20 protein-coding genes are annotated in these 14,602 nt (G+C 67.2%); 5 read left to right on the top strand and 15 right to left on the bottom strand.

Annotated elements, in window-relative coordinates; all coding sequences use genetic code 11:
• Positions 1 to 457 precede the first annotated feature (457 nt).
• Positions 458 to 1,102: a dihydrofolate reductase family protein gene (locus ACQP1N_RS05235; RefSeq protein ID WP_433229412.1), complete on the top strand. Its 645-nt coding sequence runs from the start codon at positions 458 to 460 to the stop codon at positions 1,100 to 1,102.
• Between the two features lie 322 nt (positions 1,103 to 1,424).
• On the opposite strand, the gene ACQP1N_RS05230 is transcribed toward ACQP1N_RS05235, so the two are convergent.
• The 11 genes from ACQP1N_RS05230 to ACQP1N_RS05180 all read right to left on the bottom strand — a co-directional run bounded on the left by ACQP1N_RS05230 (position 1,425) and on the right by ACQP1N_RS05180 (position 8,105).
• The gene (locus ACQP1N_RS05230; protein ID WP_067793267.1) at positions 1,425 to 2,855 is read right to left on the bottom strand and encodes a tetratricopeptide repeat protein; all 1,431 of its coding nucleotides are present in this window, start codon (positions 2,853 to 2,855) and stop codon (positions 1,425 to 1,427) included.
• Between the two features lie 70 nt (positions 2,856 to 2,925).
• Complete coding sequence (locus ACQP1N_RS05225) at positions 2,926 to 4,305, bottom strand: IS701 family transposase (protein ID WP_433225973.1); 1,380 nt, start codon at positions 4,303 to 4,305, stop codon at positions 2,926 to 2,928.
• A gap of 106 nt (positions 4,306 to 4,411) precedes the next feature.
• Positions 4,412 to 5,080 (bottom strand): hypothetical protein, encoded by a 669-nt coding sequence (locus ACQP1N_RS05220; RefSeq protein WP_433229410.1) that lies wholly within the window; start codon positions 5,078 to 5,080, stop codon positions 4,412 to 4,414.
• Positions 5,080 to 5,592 (bottom strand): DUF6879 family protein, encoded by a 513-nt coding sequence (locus tag ACQP1N_RS05215; protein WP_433229409.1) that lies wholly within the window; start codon positions 5,590 to 5,592, stop codon positions 5,080 to 5,082. Before ACQP1N_RS05215 ends, ACQP1N_RS05220 begins: the two co-directional genes overlap by 1 nt.
• Positions 5,570 to 5,809, bottom strand: a complete 240-nt coding sequence (locus tag ACQP1N_RS05210) for a hypothetical protein (RefSeq protein ID WP_067793366.1) — start codon at positions 5,807 to 5,809, stop codon at positions 5,570 to 5,572. The genes ACQP1N_RS05215 and ACQP1N_RS05210 overlap by 23 nt, the downstream gene beginning before the upstream one ends.
• A 449-nt stretch (positions 5,810 to 6,258) precedes the next feature.
• Positions 6,259 to 6,444 carry a DUF397 domain-containing protein gene (locus tag ACQP1N_RS05205; protein WP_433229408.1) on the bottom strand — a complete coding sequence of 62 codons (186 nt, stop codon included), beginning with the start codon at positions 6,442 to 6,444 and terminating at the stop codon, positions 6,259 to 6,261.
• A gap of 32 nt (positions 6,445 to 6,476) precedes the next feature.
• Positions 6,477 to 6,686, bottom strand: a complete 210-nt coding sequence (locus tag ACQP1N_RS05200) for a DUF397 domain-containing protein (RefSeq protein WP_433232578.1) — start codon at positions 6,684 to 6,686, stop codon at positions 6,477 to 6,479.
• Between the two features lie 23 nt (positions 6,687 to 6,709).
• Complete coding sequence (locus ACQP1N_RS05195) at positions 6,710 to 6,814, bottom strand: hypothetical protein (protein ID WP_433229406.1); 105 nt, start codon at positions 6,812 to 6,814, stop codon at positions 6,710 to 6,712.
• Positions 6,815 to 6,895: 81 nt separating this feature from the next.
• The gene (locus tag ACQP1N_RS05190; protein WP_433229404.1) at positions 6,896 to 7,087 is read right to left on the bottom strand and encodes a DUF397 domain-containing protein; all 192 of its coding nucleotides are present in this window, start codon (positions 7,085 to 7,087) and stop codon (positions 6,896 to 6,898) included.
• A gap of 32 nt (positions 7,088 to 7,119) precedes the next feature.
• Positions 7,120 to 7,299, bottom strand: coding sequence for a DUF397 domain-containing protein (locus ACQP1N_RS05185; protein WP_433229402.1), 180 nt, complete (start codon positions 7,297 to 7,299; stop codon positions 7,120 to 7,122).
• Positions 7,296 to 8,105, bottom strand: coding sequence for a helix-turn-helix domain-containing protein (locus ACQP1N_RS05180; RefSeq protein ID WP_433229400.1), 810 nt, complete (start codon positions 8,103 to 8,105; stop codon positions 7,296 to 7,298). The genes ACQP1N_RS05185 and ACQP1N_RS05180 overlap by 4 nt, the downstream gene beginning before the upstream one ends.
• 153 nt (positions 8,106 to 8,258) lie before the next feature.
• On the opposite strand from ACQP1N_RS05180, the gene ACQP1N_RS05175 reads away from it, so the two are divergent.
• A complete protein-coding gene (locus ACQP1N_RS05175; RefSeq protein ID WP_433229399.1) occupies positions 8,259 to 8,657 on the top strand; it encodes an ATP-binding protein in 399 nt (132 codons plus the stop codon).
• Complete coding sequence (locus ACQP1N_RS05170) at positions 8,636 to 9,013, top strand: hypothetical protein (RefSeq protein ID WP_433229398.1); 378 nt, start codon at positions 8,636 to 8,638, stop codon at positions 9,011 to 9,013. Before ACQP1N_RS05175 ends, ACQP1N_RS05170 begins: the two co-directional genes overlap by 22 nt.
• Positions 9,014 to 9,074: 61 nt before the next feature.
• Here ACQP1N_RS05170 and ACQP1N_RS05165 read toward each other — a convergent pair whose 3' ends face one another.
• Entirely contained in the window at positions 9,075 to 10,040 is a 966-nt protein-coding gene (locus ACQP1N_RS05165) for an ArsR/SmtB family transcription factor (RefSeq protein WP_433229397.1), read from the bottom strand.
• 59 nt (positions 10,041 to 10,099) lie between these two features.
• Between ACQP1N_RS05165 and ACQP1N_RS05160 the strand changes: the two genes are divergently transcribed.
• Both ACQP1N_RS05160 and ACQP1N_RS05155 read left to right on the top strand, forming a co-directional pair.
• Positions 10,100 to 11,350, top strand: a complete 1,251-nt coding sequence (locus ACQP1N_RS05160) for an MFS transporter (protein WP_433229396.1) — start codon at positions 10,100 to 10,102, stop codon at positions 11,348 to 11,350.
• A 106-nt stretch (positions 11,351 to 11,456) separates the two neighbouring features.
• Positions 11,457 to 12,113 (top strand): SDR family oxidoreductase, encoded by a 657-nt coding sequence (locus ACQP1N_RS05155; RefSeq protein ID WP_433229394.1) that lies wholly within the window; start codon positions 11,457 to 11,459, stop codon positions 12,111 to 12,113.
• Here the strand turns inward: ACQP1N_RS05155 and ACQP1N_RS05150 are convergent.
• The 3 genes from ACQP1N_RS05150 to ACQP1N_RS05140 all read right to left on the bottom strand — a co-directional run bounded on the left by ACQP1N_RS05150 (position 12,101) and on the right by ACQP1N_RS05140 (position 14,274).
• Positions 12,101 to 12,235, bottom strand: coding sequence for a cytochrome P450 (locus tag ACQP1N_RS05150; protein ID WP_433229392.1), 135 nt, complete (start codon positions 12,233 to 12,235; stop codon positions 12,101 to 12,103). The genes ACQP1N_RS05155 and ACQP1N_RS05150 overlap by 13 nt on opposite strands.
• 82 nt (positions 12,236 to 12,317) lie before the next feature.
• Positions 12,318 to 13,034, bottom strand: coding sequence for a type 1 glutamine amidotransferase (locus ACQP1N_RS05145; protein ID WP_067793283.1), 717 nt, complete (start codon positions 13,032 to 13,034; stop codon positions 12,318 to 12,320).
• Positions 13,024 to 14,274, bottom strand: a complete 1,251-nt coding sequence (locus ACQP1N_RS05140) for a Mur ligase family protein (protein WP_067793284.1) — start codon at positions 14,272 to 14,274, stop codon at positions 13,024 to 13,026. The genes ACQP1N_RS05145 and ACQP1N_RS05140 overlap by 11 nt, the downstream gene beginning before the upstream one ends.
• Positions 14,275 to 14,602: the final 328 nt, after the last annotated feature.

The raw sequence follows: 14,602 nt of genomic DNA, 5'->3' as shown, positions 1-14,602 counted from the left end.
GCCGTGGCCGCGCGCAGGACCGTGGACGTGCGTCACCGACGTCGCGGCGACTCACCATGAGCTTCGGTCCGTGTGGGTCTTTGCTGTTACGGACGGCGACGACATTGGAAATCAGCGCCCGTGCCACAGCCGTAGATCGCGCCGGTGACCTGCGGTGACGCTGGACGCGGGGCGGCCACCCGGCTTGGACGCGTTCTGTGATCTATTGTGAGCGGGGAGTGCCGGTGCGGTGTCCCTGCCTGGTGGTGTGAGCAGGGCACCGTGCTGCGCGCTTCAAGATCGGTCGGCATGTGCTGTTCGAGGAATCGGACGTGCGGGCCTGGATCAAGGCGCACGGCATACCTGCCGAGCCCTGCTGCCGGGCATCGCAAGGATTGGGTGCCGTCGCAGCAATGAGTCTGCCGGCGTCCACAGGTCTACCTCCCGACCGAGACGACCAACTCATCGGGAGTAAGGCATGGGCCTCATCGATATCGAGATGTTCGCAACCCTCGACCTCGTCGGGCAGGCGCCCGGCGGCCCTGACGAGGATCCGGTGGGGTTCCCGTTCGGCGGCTGGCAGGCGCCCCTGCTGGACGAGGTCGCCGGGGCACAGATCGGTGCCGCGTACGAGGGCACCGACGCCCTCCTGCTCGGCCGGCGGACGTATGACATCTTCGCCGCCTACTGGCCGCACCAGGAGGGCGGCGAGGACAACGAGATCGCCGTGCTCTTCAACAGCGTCCCCAAGTACGTGGCCTCCCGCGGCAAGCCCGACCTGCCGTGGGCCGGGTCCACGCAGCTCGGCCCGGATCTGGCCGGCGCGGTGCGCGAGATCCGCGACCGGCACGAGCACGTGAAGGTCGTCGGGAGCCTGAACCTGGTGCAGACCCTCCTGCACGAGAAGCTCTTCGACCGCCTCGACCTCTGGGTGCACCCGATCGTGCTCGGCGTCGGGAAGAAGGTGTTCGACGGCGGCGAGGTGCCCACGAACCTCACACTCCTCAAACCACCGGCAGCCAGTCCGAAGGGCACCGTGTACCTGTGCTACGGACTCGCCGGCGGCACGCCCGGGACAGGGGACATGAGCGCACCCGATCACGGTGTCGGCCACGACAGCTGAAGCCGCCCCGTGCCAGGTGGGTCCGTATCGTCGGCCGTGCATCCGCCAGGTCGGCATTCCGTCACGGCGCCGGCGGTTCGAGGCGCCGACGCCGTGACGACATGCCTCGCCAGAGAGTCACCGCCGTCACGCAATGGTCCGGCAGGCCCCGTGGTAGCCAGGTCCGTTGGGTGCGTGCACGATGAACGGCGGGTCGGCAGTGGCCGAGCATGCTCGCGGACCGCACGTCACATTGGCCGTCCACCATCGCGGACGTCGCCCAAGCCGTTCAGACCTGTGTCGGCGGACGGCCGTCATGCATCCCACGCCTGGCCGTCCAGGCTCAGGTCAGGTCTTCGAGGCGACGCTCGATCTCCGTGTGGCGGGGGTTCGCCAGGGCTTCGTAGAGTTCCGCCGCGCGACGCCGGCAGTTGAGTGCTTCCGCTGTTCGGTCGGCCTGGTGAAGTGCTTCCGCGAGTGATTCCAGGGCCAGGGCCTCGCTGCGGCGGTCACGGAAGGCAGCGAAGGACTCGGCAGCCTGACGGAGGTGGGAGATGGCCTCTTCGGTTCGACCGGCTTCAAGGAGGCTCGTGGCCAGCGGTAGTTTTCCGTAGGCGAGCGTCCATTGGTCGTCAATGACTTCGAAGATGAGGGCCGCTTGTTCCAGGAGTTCAATCGAGCGCGGCAGGTCATGGAGTGCCCGTGCGCACTTGCCCAGACTCAGCAGGGACATGCCTTCACCGCGCCGAGGACCGGCCGCGCGGAAGACACGCAGCGCCTGTTGGAAGTACTCCTGCGCTGAGATGAAGTCCGCGCGCTCTTCCCGGAGAAGTCCCAGTCCGCGTAGCGCGAACCCTCGCATCCAGCCTGCCGAGATCACATCCGCCATGCTCGCCGTTACCTGGTAGTGCGTCGCGGCCTCGTCGGGTCGGCCGGCGCGCCAGACGGCATCGGCGAGGATGAGGTTGCAGACGGCCTCGCCATAGGTATCTCCGATGGTTCGAGCGGCCCGCAACCCCAGTCGCATTCCCTCTTCCCAGTCAGTCCAGTAGGACTGCAACTCTAGAAGGCCGCTTGCAACCGTGGCCAGTTTCCAGGTTATGTCGAACTGGCCGTATTCTATTGATTGATTCAAAGCCGCGACGATGTTCGCCCGTTCCTCCGCGAACCAGCGTGTTGCGTCGGCGGAACTTCCGACTTTCTCTGCAACCTCGATATCGTCATCTGGAACGAGTGGAACCATCGCGGAATGGGGTAGCGCCGCCCGTCGCCGGGCATCGGTGGAGAGGAGATACCACGTCAGCCCTCGCCGTACGGTCTGTGTACGTTCCTCTCGAGTGTCCTCCTCCTGGGCGAGTTCCAGTACGTACGACTTCAAAAGATCGTGCATGTGGAATCGATTGGGCTGCACCTCCTGAAGAAGATGAACACCGGTCAGCGTGTGCAGCCGCCTTTTTGCGGTTACGACGGTCGTGCCGATCAACGCGGCGGCCGCGCCGGGGCCGATATCCGGGCCGGCGTGCAGGCCGATCCTCCGGAAGGATTGTCGCAACTCGGGCGTCAACGCACGGTAGGACCATGAGAACGCGGTCCGAGTGTCGCTTAGCTCATCCTCGAGGGAGGCGAGGGCATCAAGCCTGTTCTGTTCGTTGACTAACTCACCGACGACTTCCGGCAGAGAGATATGAGGTCTGGCGGAAATACGCTCTCCGACTATCCGCAACGCCAGCGGCAGATGACCGCACAACTCGGCGATCTGAAAAGCCGCCGACAACTCGGGTTCTACACGTGACCGTCCTACGATCTGATACGGCAGCTGTAATTTCGGCTCTGACCTGCTGTGATCATGGGGTGGTTTCGGCGTAGGTGTGCCAGGCGTGGTGGCAGGCTCGGGCTCGTTGCTGGTGGCGTCGGCGCCATAGTGACCATGCGTGTCGGTGCTGGGGGTCGGTGCGGGGCGGGGGTACGACGGTCCCCCGGATGAGCCGTAGCAGTTCGGGGACGGTGATGGGGATCAATTCGGGGTCGCCGGGGTGGCGTTCGGTGGCGGTGGTGACGGCGAGGTAGGTGTAGGCGAGCAGGGCCAGGCAGGTCCAGCGGTGCCAGGAGACCCAGCGGGTGGTCTGGCCTTTGTCCAGGCCGCAGGCCTGTTTGGCGAGCTGGTGGTCTTCTTCGATCTTCCAGCGGACGGTGGCGATGGCCACCAGCCGGGCCAGCGGCACCGGGGTCGGGCTGTAGCAGCGGTAGTAGGACAGTTTGCGGGTGTAGCGGTGCCGGCGCACCAGCAGGACCGTGCATCCGGCCTGGTCACCGGCCTGGTGGCTGTCGGGGGTGTCGTCGGGTGTGATGGCGAGCATGGCCCAGTCGTAGGAGCGGACGCCTTTGGTCCCGGTGCCGGTGCGCATGCGCTGCCACCCGCCGTCACTGATCAGCCGGACGGCCCTGCGGGCGGTGGTGGTGTGCGGGCCGAGGGCCACGGTGTGGTCGTGCTTGACGGCCATCACATAGCCCATGCCCAGGCTCCGGACGCAGGTGCGCAGGTCTCGGCCGCCGTAGACCTCGTCCCCGGCCACGAACCCGGCGCCTATCCCGCGGCCGCGGGCGCGGGCGAGCATCGCGGCGGCCAACTGCGGTTTGGTGGCGAACTCGACCTGTTCGGGGACACCGGCCAGCTCGCGGCGTTCCTCATCGGCCGCCCAGTCTCTGGGCAGGTACAGGCGGCGGTCGATGATGGTGTGGCCATGGCCGGTGGCGTAGGTGAGATTCACCGTCACCTGGCACAACGCGACCCCGCCCAGGCTCCCCGAATACTGGCGCGCCGCCCCGACACAATCGGTGGAGGATTTGGCGTCGCCGGTCTCGTCCACGATGAACACCGCGTCCTGGTCACCGTCGGCGCCACCGTCGCCGCCGGTCAAGTGTTCAACGGCCCAGGCCGCGACCTCGTCCAGGACCTGCCGCTCGTCCCATTTCGCCCTCGACAGCAGGTGCTGCAGCCGGTGCGGGCCTGTGTGCCCGAGCGCCTCGCCCAAGGTCCAGCAGTTGTGGTCCTCCAGCTCCATCAGCAGGCCCAGCACGAACTCCCGGGCCAGCCGTCGCGGCTCACACCTGCGGAAACACCCCGCGATCCGGGTCATCACCGCGTCCAGAAACCGGGCCCGCCGCTGCTGTTCGGCATGCGCTATCGTGCCCCCGACGGTCGTCGGGGTTTTGGTTTTCGTCACACAAAGCAAAGATCACGGCGGCCGTCCCGCATGTCCGGGACTCCACCCGATCGTGATCATCTCAAGCTGCCCCGCTGACCAGCAGCGACATCCCCAAATTCACGATCTACAGCTGCCGTATCTGAGATAGAAGCTCAACTGATTCTTCTGAAGAGAGGAAGCCCAGGGTCACGCGCAGCGCTCCTTCTCGCGCTACCAGTCCAGGGAGTGTGCTACGGCTGGTTACGACGGTGAAACAATCCGGTGACGCAGGCAAGAGGGGACGAACCTGCTTGGAGGAAGACGCGTTGTCTATGAATACGAGAACGCGCTTGCCGTTCAAGGTCGATCGGTAGAGCGACGCGCGCTCTTCAAGAGTCTCCGGAACCCTGTCAGCGGGGATTCCCAGTGCACGAAGAAAGGCATCGAGTGCATGTAGCGGAGCGATCGAGGAAACCGGCCCGTATCCCTGAAGATCCATATAAAGATCGCCGTCGGGAAAGCGGTCGCGAACTTGATGAGCCCAGTGCAGAGCCAGTGCCGTCTTACCGATGCCCGGCGATCCGATTAACGCGTAGACCCTCGCCAAGGCGGTGCGCTCGTCGTCCCCTGTACGATTTCTCTCCAGGACCTCATGCAGCACCCGAAACTCAACGGCTCGGTTGACGAAGCAATTCGGTCTCACAGGCAACTGCCGAGGCACTGGAAAATTATCAGCACCCTTGCGCACAAATATGTCACCGTGCACAGTGTCGACCTGTAAGACCGTCCTGGCGTCACCAGTGAAGTCGTTCATCACATCGGCCGGTAGGACCCGTGCTCCGTTGCGCGCTCCCATACCGATTCAAAGGCGCTGGAACACGACTTCACGATGGCCGGGTCTTCGGTTATTTCGTGGCCGAGGTAGGTGCCGTCTCCGGCAAAGAAACCGAAGCGGACAAGCTTATCATCGAACACCCAGAAGTCGTTGCCGGGCAGCGCGAGGTCTGATGCTCGTCTCCGAGGCAACCACCGGACCTTCTCTCCTGCGGGAATGTTCAGTACGGGCGTGACCTCGTACTCGTGCCGGATGAAGTCGGTGATCGGTTCTGAAACGACGCGGGCCCGGCGTATGTCGACTCCACGTGCGACCGTCGCGACTACCAGATCATACCAGTCACGGAACCGCTCGACGGGATCGAACTTGACTCCGGCTTTCCAATCGAGATACGTCTCATCATCAGGCGTGTACATGTCTCGCATTTCCAGATGCACGGCCGAATACCGGCATCCGGCGAAGAGTTCGTCAAAGGTTGGCCGCTCCGCCACCACACGCCTCCTGAATGATCATCTTCATACGCGCGGGAAGCCTTACAACCTTCTCGTTCTCCGCGACCGGGCTCCGCGCCGCCACTTCGGCCAGCGTAGCGTGATCAGTCACTTCCCACCCCTGAAACACGAGGTCCCCAGTTGCCTCGTCCACCCATACGGACGGGCAGTTACCGCCGTTAGTGTCAGGGTCGATACCGATGAACACGAGTGCCATGACATCCTCCGCGAGGCTACTCACACTGCCTGCTTAAAGACTCGCCCACGCCGGGCATCCAGTCAACGGTACGATATAAATATCGACCTTCGGGATGCCTACCTTACAGCCCCCGGTCGTCCATACCAATAAGGTGAACGGAAATTGGAGTTTGATGCCGGTTATATTGGCTCGCTTCAAGATACCGGCGCACTGGCAGGGGGCGCGGTGTGGGCGGATGGATGAGGAGGGGGCGGCGGCACGCCCCAGCGTTTGCGCCAGCTGTCGCGTTCGGCGCCCTTGGTGGTGTAGGCAGAGCCATCTGGTCGGGTGGCGGCTCGCCCAGCCGGCGCAGACCGTGACCGCACGCGGGACCGTAGGCGTGCGTCATCGACGTGGCGACATGCAAGCGAGGGCGGCCGAACGTCCGGCATGCAGAGTCGCTGCCAGCCGTCCGGCCACTACATCCGTCAGAGGTCTTTGAGGGTCGCCGCGAAGCAGCGGAAGTCATCGCGACTCATGATGACTTTGGGACCATCGGGGTCCTTGCTGTCACGGATGGCAACGGTACCGGGAACGCTGGCAACTTCTACACAGTTGCCTCCGTTGGAGGTGCTGCGACTGGCCTTGCGCCAGACGGCCTTACTCAGATCCATCTCGTCATCCCTCCGGTGCGCGCAGTTTAATTTCAGAGGTTCTTGAGAGTCACGGTGAGTCGCTGGAAGTCTTTGCGGTTCATGACGAGCTTGGGGCCAGCGGGGTCCTTGCTGTCACGGATGGCAACGGTGCCCGGAACGCTAGCGACTTCCACGCATTCTCCGCCGTTAGCACCACTATAGGACGACTTTCGCCACGTAGCTTTACTCAAGAGCACTCCTCTATGGCTTCGGCCGTGCATGCTGACTTTCATCGAGAGACTCTTCAGCGCCTAACTGAGGCGCTGAAGAGCCTCGTGTTCATGGTGAGCTTGGGGCCATCGGGGTCTTTGCTTTTACGGAACGCCACAACGTTCGAAGTTCCAGCCACCTCGACATGGTTGTCGTTCTGGACTGTGCTGCGTGAAGCCTTGCACAATGCCGCACGGCCCGTCCCTCCGGTACGCGTAGCTTAATCCCAGGGGTTCTTAAGGGTCACTGCGAAGTGGCGGAAGTCATCGCGACTCATGATGACCTTAGGACCGTCGGGGTCCTTGCTGTCGCGGACAGCGATCTGGTCTCCCGCAGATGCAAGTTCCACACAATTTTCACCATTCTCTGTGCTCAAACTTACCTTGCACCAGACGGCCTTACTCAGGTCCATCTCATCGTCCTTCCGGAGCACGCAGTTTAATCTCAGAGGTTCTTGAGATTCTCGACAAACTGCCGAAAATCATTGCGGCTCATGGTAACTTTGGGGCCGGAGGGGTCCTTGCTGTCACGGACAGTGATCTGGTCGATCGCAGATGCGAGTTCCACGCAATCGCCACCGTTTTCCGTGCTCAAACTCGCCTTACGCCACATCACTTTACTCACGTCCACTTCTCTACTATCACCTTTCTAATCAGGTCCCGAGACATGCTTGCCGGCAATGCGCTGCTTCTCAAACTATCAAGTGTGCGGGCGATCGCTACAAGATCGGCTGAGTCGTCCGTGGTGATCCCACGCACGGTAGTTTCAAGGTAGGCTACTTCGCTCCGATCTTTCATCGTCGCGAGGACGAACGAGCCACCGTTGCCAGCGGGGGCGCCGTCATCGTTCACCACTATCTGGATGGTTACGTTCGGTAGTTCGCTCATGGCCAACAGGTGCTCAAGCTGTTGTCGCATGATCTCCCGAGACCCCACGAAGTGATGGAGTACATGCTCGCCTAGCAGGGCGATCAGGGATACCGGAGCAGGCACGTCCCTGGTGAGGATCTCTTGCCGTGCAAGACGAGCGAGTACGGCCTCATCCGTGCCTAGAAAAGTACGGGCATAGCCCTCGATCTGGAGAAGCCCGGGGACGACACTGTGCTGCCAGGTGACCAGAACCTCTGCCTCAACCTCGATTTCGGGCCAGTCGAACCACGTCGGGAAGCCCAGGGCGCCGTCGCCGTTCAGGTCGTCGTAGAGGCTGAGGAGGACACCGCCCGCCTTGAGCTCCGGGTCCATGATCTCGACAAAGTCGCGTTTGCACCGCTTCTTCCCGCTCTCGACCTGCGAGACGAAGGATGCGGTCTTGCCGGTGCGCTGGGCGACGCGGGCCTGGCTTAACCCTGCGCGTTCCCGGTACCGCCGGAACTGCCGGCCGAACGCGGCCAGCGCGGGGGACGTCACTGCACGTCGTCGGGGGGATGCCATGCTCGTCGCTCCTTAACCAGGGGGAACCGCACATAACCGCGGGCGGCAGACCAACAACAAGATGTTGCGTCTTTCTGGATGTTAACAATAACTCTGTGTCGATGGGTGGCTTACTGACAGATACGAGAACCCGCCTGACCAGAGGTCGTACCGATGCCAACCATTGCTTTCGCGCCGGAGAGACCGGCGCTCGTGCTGGAGCCGACTGATCGGGCGCCCGCCATGGCGCGGCGCTATCTCACCGAGCGGTTCCGGGAACTGGGGCACGCCGACGACTTCGTCGGGCGGCTCGTGGTTACGGAATTGGTTACGAATTCCTACAAGCACGTCGGTATCGGGCACATCGTGGTCCGGGTCTTCCCGGACGTGCGGGAGCCGCTCACCGTCATCGAGGTCTGGGACGAGAGCGCCGCCCCTCCCGTGATCGGGGGCGAGGACCACGACGCCACCAGCGGGCGGGGGCTGCTGCTCATGGAACAGCTCGTCCACGACTGGGGTGTCCGCCCGCTCTACGAGGAGGGGAAGATCGTATGGGCTCGATGCGCCCGCTGACCGTCCGGGCGGGCCGCCACCTGCTGCGGTGGCGGACCTGGCTGGGCCGCAGGACCGCCATCCGGCACCTGGACCTGCTCGCCGACGCGGTCAAGGCCAAGGGGTACCGGTACGTCAAGCTCTACCAGGCCGACGAGTTCCCCACCCATCCGCCGGTGCTGTGGGTGTTCGCCTTCAGCCCCGACGACCACGTCCGCCTCCCGGTGGAAGTCCAGGCCACGCCCGGCAGGACCTGGGGCTACTACGAGGCCGGACGCGGGAGGCACGGCTACCTGTGTCCCTGCGACGACGTCGAGCACGCCGCCGGCCAGGTGGACGCGCTCCTCAGGCACCGCATGTTCCCCTCCACCTGGTAGCCCGCCGGAGAGTCGGCACGACGACAACAGGGGAGGGTGTCGCCCGGCGCAAGGCGGGTGATCAGCGGGTCTGTGCGGCTACGAGGACCTCGCCGGCCGGGGTGCGGTCGTACAGCACGGAGCGTCCGGCACGCCGCCGCCGGATGAGGCTGGCGTCGAGCAGGATCTTGAGGTGGCGGCCCACCGACCCCAGTCCCTGACCGGTCAGGGCGACCAGCTGGGTCGTGCTCTTGGGCGTGTCCAGGAGAACGAGGACGCGCGCCCGCGCGGGTCCCAGCAGCGCGCCGAGCGCGTCGGACACTGGGACCGGATCCCGCTCCGCGAGCACGCCCGAGCACGGGTAGATCACCGCGTACCGGTCGGCCGTCCAGCACAGCCAGCCCACGACGGGGGTGACCGGGACGAACAGCAGGCGTTTGCCCGCGAGGTCCCGGGGCGGGTAGTCGTACTGGTTGGTCTGGAGGCGGCCCTCCCCCAGCCAGCGCATCCCCGGGCTCATCGTGCCGAGTGCGGTGACCCAGCCGCCCTGGCCGAGCAGCCCGGTCCGCGCGACGATGTCGGCCTCGATGATCCGCCGGCGGCGGTCCCAGTCCGGCCGGACCGCCGTCGTCCAGATCCACTCCAGCAGGTCGGCGATGCGCTCGGCCAGGTCCGGCCGGTGCAACCGGTCCGGGACTGGGCCGTCCAACGCGACCTCCAGGTCCTTGTGCACCTGATCGGCCGGCCATTCGCGGACCTGCACCAGTTCGTCGTGGAAGGCGGGATTCATCTCGCCGGTGGGCGCCGGCGTGACGAAATCGGCGAGATAGCGGGGACGCAGCGCCGACCGCACCAGCAGCGCGGTGATCGGGTCACCGGCCAGCCGTGCCCGGTAGGCGGGCAGGTGAGCGGCCAGCCACTGGCGCTCCCCGGGGTGCGCGGCCGTTCCTTTCGCCAGGACGATGAGGCACGCGGTGGTCTCCGACAGCGCCGAGACGACGAACCGGCTCTCCGCCAGGGTGTCCGTGCTGATCTGCCACCAGCCCATGTTTCGCCTCCCGGCGAAACATTAACGTGCGCGCCGCCGGGACGGTGAGACTCCCGATCATGCCCAGCACCTATCGAGGGCTGTTCCGCACGCCCGAATTCACCCCGCTGTTCGCCACCGCGTCGACGCATGTGGCGGCGTCGACCGTCAGTGGCCTGGCCCTCGGCACGCTCGTCTACACCGCCACCGGCTCACCGCTGCTGGCCGCGTTCAGCATGTTCGGCCCCTCCCTGGCCCAGGTGGTCGGGGCGACGGCGCTGCTGTCGGCGGCCGACCGGCTGCCGCCGCGCGCCGCGATGACGAGCCTGTCGGTCACCTTCGGGCTGGGCACCGCCGTGCTGGCCGTCCCCGGCCTGCCGCTGTGGGCCGTCTTCGCGGTGATCATGTTTCTCGGGCTGGCCGGTTCGGTGGGCGGCGGCGTACGGTTCGGGCTGCTCAGCGAGCTCCTCTCCGGTGAGGGCTACCTGCTCGGCCGTTCGGTGCTGAACATGTCCGTCGGAGTGATGCAGATCGGCGGGTTCGCCGCGGGCGGCGCCCTGGTGGCGGTCCTGTCTCCGCGCGGAACGCTGCTGGCCGGCGCCGCCCTCTACCTCGCCACGGCGCTCGTCGCCCGGTTCGGGCTGAGCCGCCGCCCCGCACGCGCCGCCGGGCGGCCGTCCATCACCGCGACCTGGCGGACCAACGCGTGGCTCTGGTCCTCACCGCCCCGCCGGTACATCTACCTGGCCCTGTGGGTGCCCAACGGCCTGATCGTCGGCTGCGAGGCGCTGTTCGTCCCGTACTCGCCGCAGCACGCGGGCCTGCTGTTCGCGTTCGCCGGCGCGGGGATGCTCCTCGGAGACACCGCGACGGGCCGGTTCGTCCCGCCGGCGTGGAGGCGGCGGCTGGCCGCCCCGCTGCTCCTGCTGCTCGCCGCGCCGTACCTCGTCTTCGCGGCGCACCCGCCGTTCGGCCTCGCCGTGGCCGTCATCACCCTCGCGTCGATCGGCTACTCCGCCTCCCTGCTCCTCCAGGACCACCTCATGGCCCTCACGCCCAGGGACGTCCACGGGCAGGCACTGGGGCTGCACTCCGCCGGCATGGTCACCATGCAGGGCGTCGGCGCCACCCTCGCCGGAACGGTCGCCCAGTACGTCTCGTCCGCCACCGCGATGGCCGTCATGGCGGCGGGCTCCATCACGGTCACCCTGCTGCTGACCCCTGGGCTGCGCGGTGAGCCCCGGACCATCCCGGAGCAGCCGTCCGGGGCCGACCGAGAGGAATACCACGCGCGGACAAGTGCTCCCGAGATGCCGCCGAGTGTTTCCTAGGTGATGGACTGGGTGTTCGGCCTCGCGCGGCGCCGCCTGGGGCGGACGAACGCACCGTGCGGCTCGGGAGAATGCTCACAGCGGTCTTCGGAAGGCAGGAGTCGATATGTCCACACCCGTGTGCGTCGTTCTTGGGGCCGGGCCCGGTTTGGGGCTCGCCGTCGCCCGGCGGTTCGCCGCCGAGGGGTATCACGCGGTGCTGGCCGCGCGGCTGAGCGAACATGCCGAACCGCTGGCCGCCATGCTGCGGGACGAGGGGCACGGCGCGGAAGGGGCGGGTGTCGACCTGACCGATCCCGCGGCCGTCCACGACGTGATCGGCGGAATCGGGGAACGGCACGGCCGGATCGACCTTCTGCACTTCAACCCCAGCGTGTGGCGGGAGAAGGACCCGCTGCACCTCACCGTCCCCGAACTCCTTGAGGACGTGGCGCTCGGGGCCGGGGCGCTGCTGCCCGCCGTGCAGGCCGCGCGGCCGTTCATGCGGGCGGGTGCCCGGGTGCTCGTCACCGGGTCCGCCGCGGCGGACACGCCGTTCCACGGCGCCGCGTCGCTGGGCGTCCAGAAGGCCGCCGTGCGCAACCTCGTCACCAGCCTGGACGCCACCCTGGCGCCGGACGGGATCCGCGCGGTCGCGGTGCAGGTCAACGGTGTGCTCGGCAAGGAGGGCCCGTTCTCGCCGGCCCCGATCGCCGACGCCATGTGGCGGGCCGTCAGCAGGCCCGACGGCGAATGGACCCCGCACGTCCCCTACGACGGCTGACGCGGGGTGCCGGCCGCCGCCTCCGGGATGAACCGGTCCGGGTCGAACCTCTGCGGGTCGGGCCAGTACTCGGGGTTCATGTGGACGGCCCAGAACGGGTAGAAGATCGTGCTACGCGGCATGGCCCGCAAAGCCGGCTAGCCCCACCCGGTCCCGGTCGGCGGCGGGTTGTCGCGTCCGCCGCCGTCCGGGCGCGGGCCGGGGTCAGCTGAGGACGGCGTTCAGGCGCTCCTCGCGCAGGCGGTCGGCCCACGAGTTGTCCAGCGGCTGCAGCTCCGAGCCGACCGCCCAGCCGAGCAGCAGGTCGGCGAGGCCCGGGTTGCGGACGAGGGCCGGGCCGTGCATGTAGGTGCCGAGGACGCGTCCGCTGTAGGCGCCCTCGAAGCCGTCACCGGAACCGTTTCCGACGCCGTGCACGACCTTCGCGAACGGGCGGACGTTCTGGCCGAGGTGGGTGACGCCCTGGTGGTTCTCGAAGCCGGTGATGCGCGGGACGTTCAGCTCGGCCGCGACATCGCCGACGATCTCGCCGACGGCGCGCTGCTCGCCGCGTCCCGAGCGGATGTCGAGGAGGCCGAGGCCGGGGACGGGCTGGCCCTCCTCGCCGCCGAACTCGTGGCCGAGCAGCTGGTAGCCGGCGCAGACGGCGAACACGACCGCGCCCGACTGGACGGCGCGGGCCAGCCCGCCGTCGCCCCGCAGCCGCTGCGCCGCGAGGATCTGCGGGCGGTCCTCGCCGCCGCCGAGGAGATAGATGTCACCGTCGGCGGGGACGGGCTCGTCGGAGCGCAGGTGCACGGTCTCGGTCGGGATGCCGCGCAGCGCCGCGCGCCGCTCCAGGACGATCGTGTTGCCCTGGTCGCCGTAGGTGCTGAGGAGGTCCGGGTAGATCCAGACGATTTTGATGCGGTCAGACGACACGGCCGTACCTCGTTCGGATGGTCTGGAAGGCGGTGTAGTTGGCGATCACGTCCAGGTGTCCGGGCGGGACGGCCATGACCGCCTGGTCGATGTCGTCCACGACGGTGAAGGACACCTCGGCGGCCTCCAGCCGGGCGGCGAGGTCGATGCGGCGTTCGCCGGTGACCCAGACGGGACGGCCGCGCAGGATGCGGTAGTCGACGTCCCACAGCCAGGACGTGTCGCGGCCGTCGGGGCCCTGCGCGTTGACCGACAGGGCGACGGGGCCGGGCGCGGGCTGCAGGACGTCGAACGCCTCCAGCCACCCGGCCGGGTTCTTCGACAGCAGCAGCCGGATGGAGCGCCCCTCGTGCTCGACCGTGGTGTACCGGCCGGCGACGGACGTGACCTGCGACAGCAGCGGGAGCGCCTGCTCGGGCGGGACGCCGAACTGCGCGACGACCGCGAGCGCGATCAGCGCGTTCGAGCGGTTCGCGCGGCCCGGCAGGGACAGGCCGGTGAGCGAGTAGGACCGCCCGTCGGGGGCGGTGATCGTGTCGCCCCTCAGCGTCCAGTCGGGGCGGGGACGGGCGAACGTGCACTGGCGGCAGCGCCAGTCGCTGTCCTCGTCGGTGTCCTGCCGGTCGAGGGGGCCGCCGCACTCGGGGCAGCACCAGGAGTCCTCGCGCCAGTGCTGGCCCGCGGCGACCCACGTGACGCTCTTGGCGGTGGACGCGCCCCAGGTGACGAGCGGGTCGTCGCAGTTGGCGATGACGTGGCTGGTCGGGGACGCCTCCAGGGCGCGGCGCCACTTGCCGGCCAGCAGCCAGATCTCGGCGGCACGGTCCATCTGGTCGCGGCTCAGGTTCATCAGCGCGACGACGTTCGCCCCGGTCTCCTTCAGGACCATCGGGACGTACTTCTCGTCACACTCCAGCACGCCGTAGCGGGCGGACGGCGCGGACGCGAGCGCGGACACGTGCCCGGTCGGCATGTTCGCGCCGAACGCGTTCGTGGCGACCTCGCCCAGCGGCGTCATCGCCGAGGTGATCAGCCGGGTCGTCGTCGTCTTGCCGTTGGTCGCGCTGACGAGGACGAGCTTGCGGTCCTTCGCGAGCCTGGTCAGCAGTTCGGGGTCGAGCCGCAGGCCGACCCGACCGCCGATCACCGAGCCGTCCCCGCGGCCCGCCATTCGGGACATCTTGGCGGCCGTACGACCGAGCGCGACGGCCAGCTGCGAACGCAGCGGAAGATCGCTCATGGACTCCGTCTTCTCTGGATGCGCCGGGAAACCGCTCCGAGCCTAGCCGCTGAGCGCCCCGCTCGCGGCGCGCCCGCCGGGTTCGGGGGCGTCCCGCGGCGGCGCGGCGTCCAATGTGTGCATCATCACAAGGAGTCCGGTAAACCACCCGGAGGAATCTTGACCGATACCGACATGTCGTGATTCGGTGCGACCTCCGACTGCGGGGTGCCAGATTTCCAGCCACGCCTCCGAGAACGGCGGCACCCACTACTTTTGTCGGTAGCCCTGCTGGTTCGCGGGGAAACGAGCCCGTCTCTGCCGGCGGGCCTGGATCGCAAGCGTGGCA

The sequence above is a fragment of the Actinomadura formosensis genome, from assembly GCF_050948385.1.
Classification (GTDB): Bacteria; Actinomycetota; Actinomycetes; order Streptosporangiales; family Streptosporangiaceae; genus Spirillospora; species Spirillospora formosensis.
This window is presented reverse-complemented; position numbering and strand designations above follow the sequence as displayed.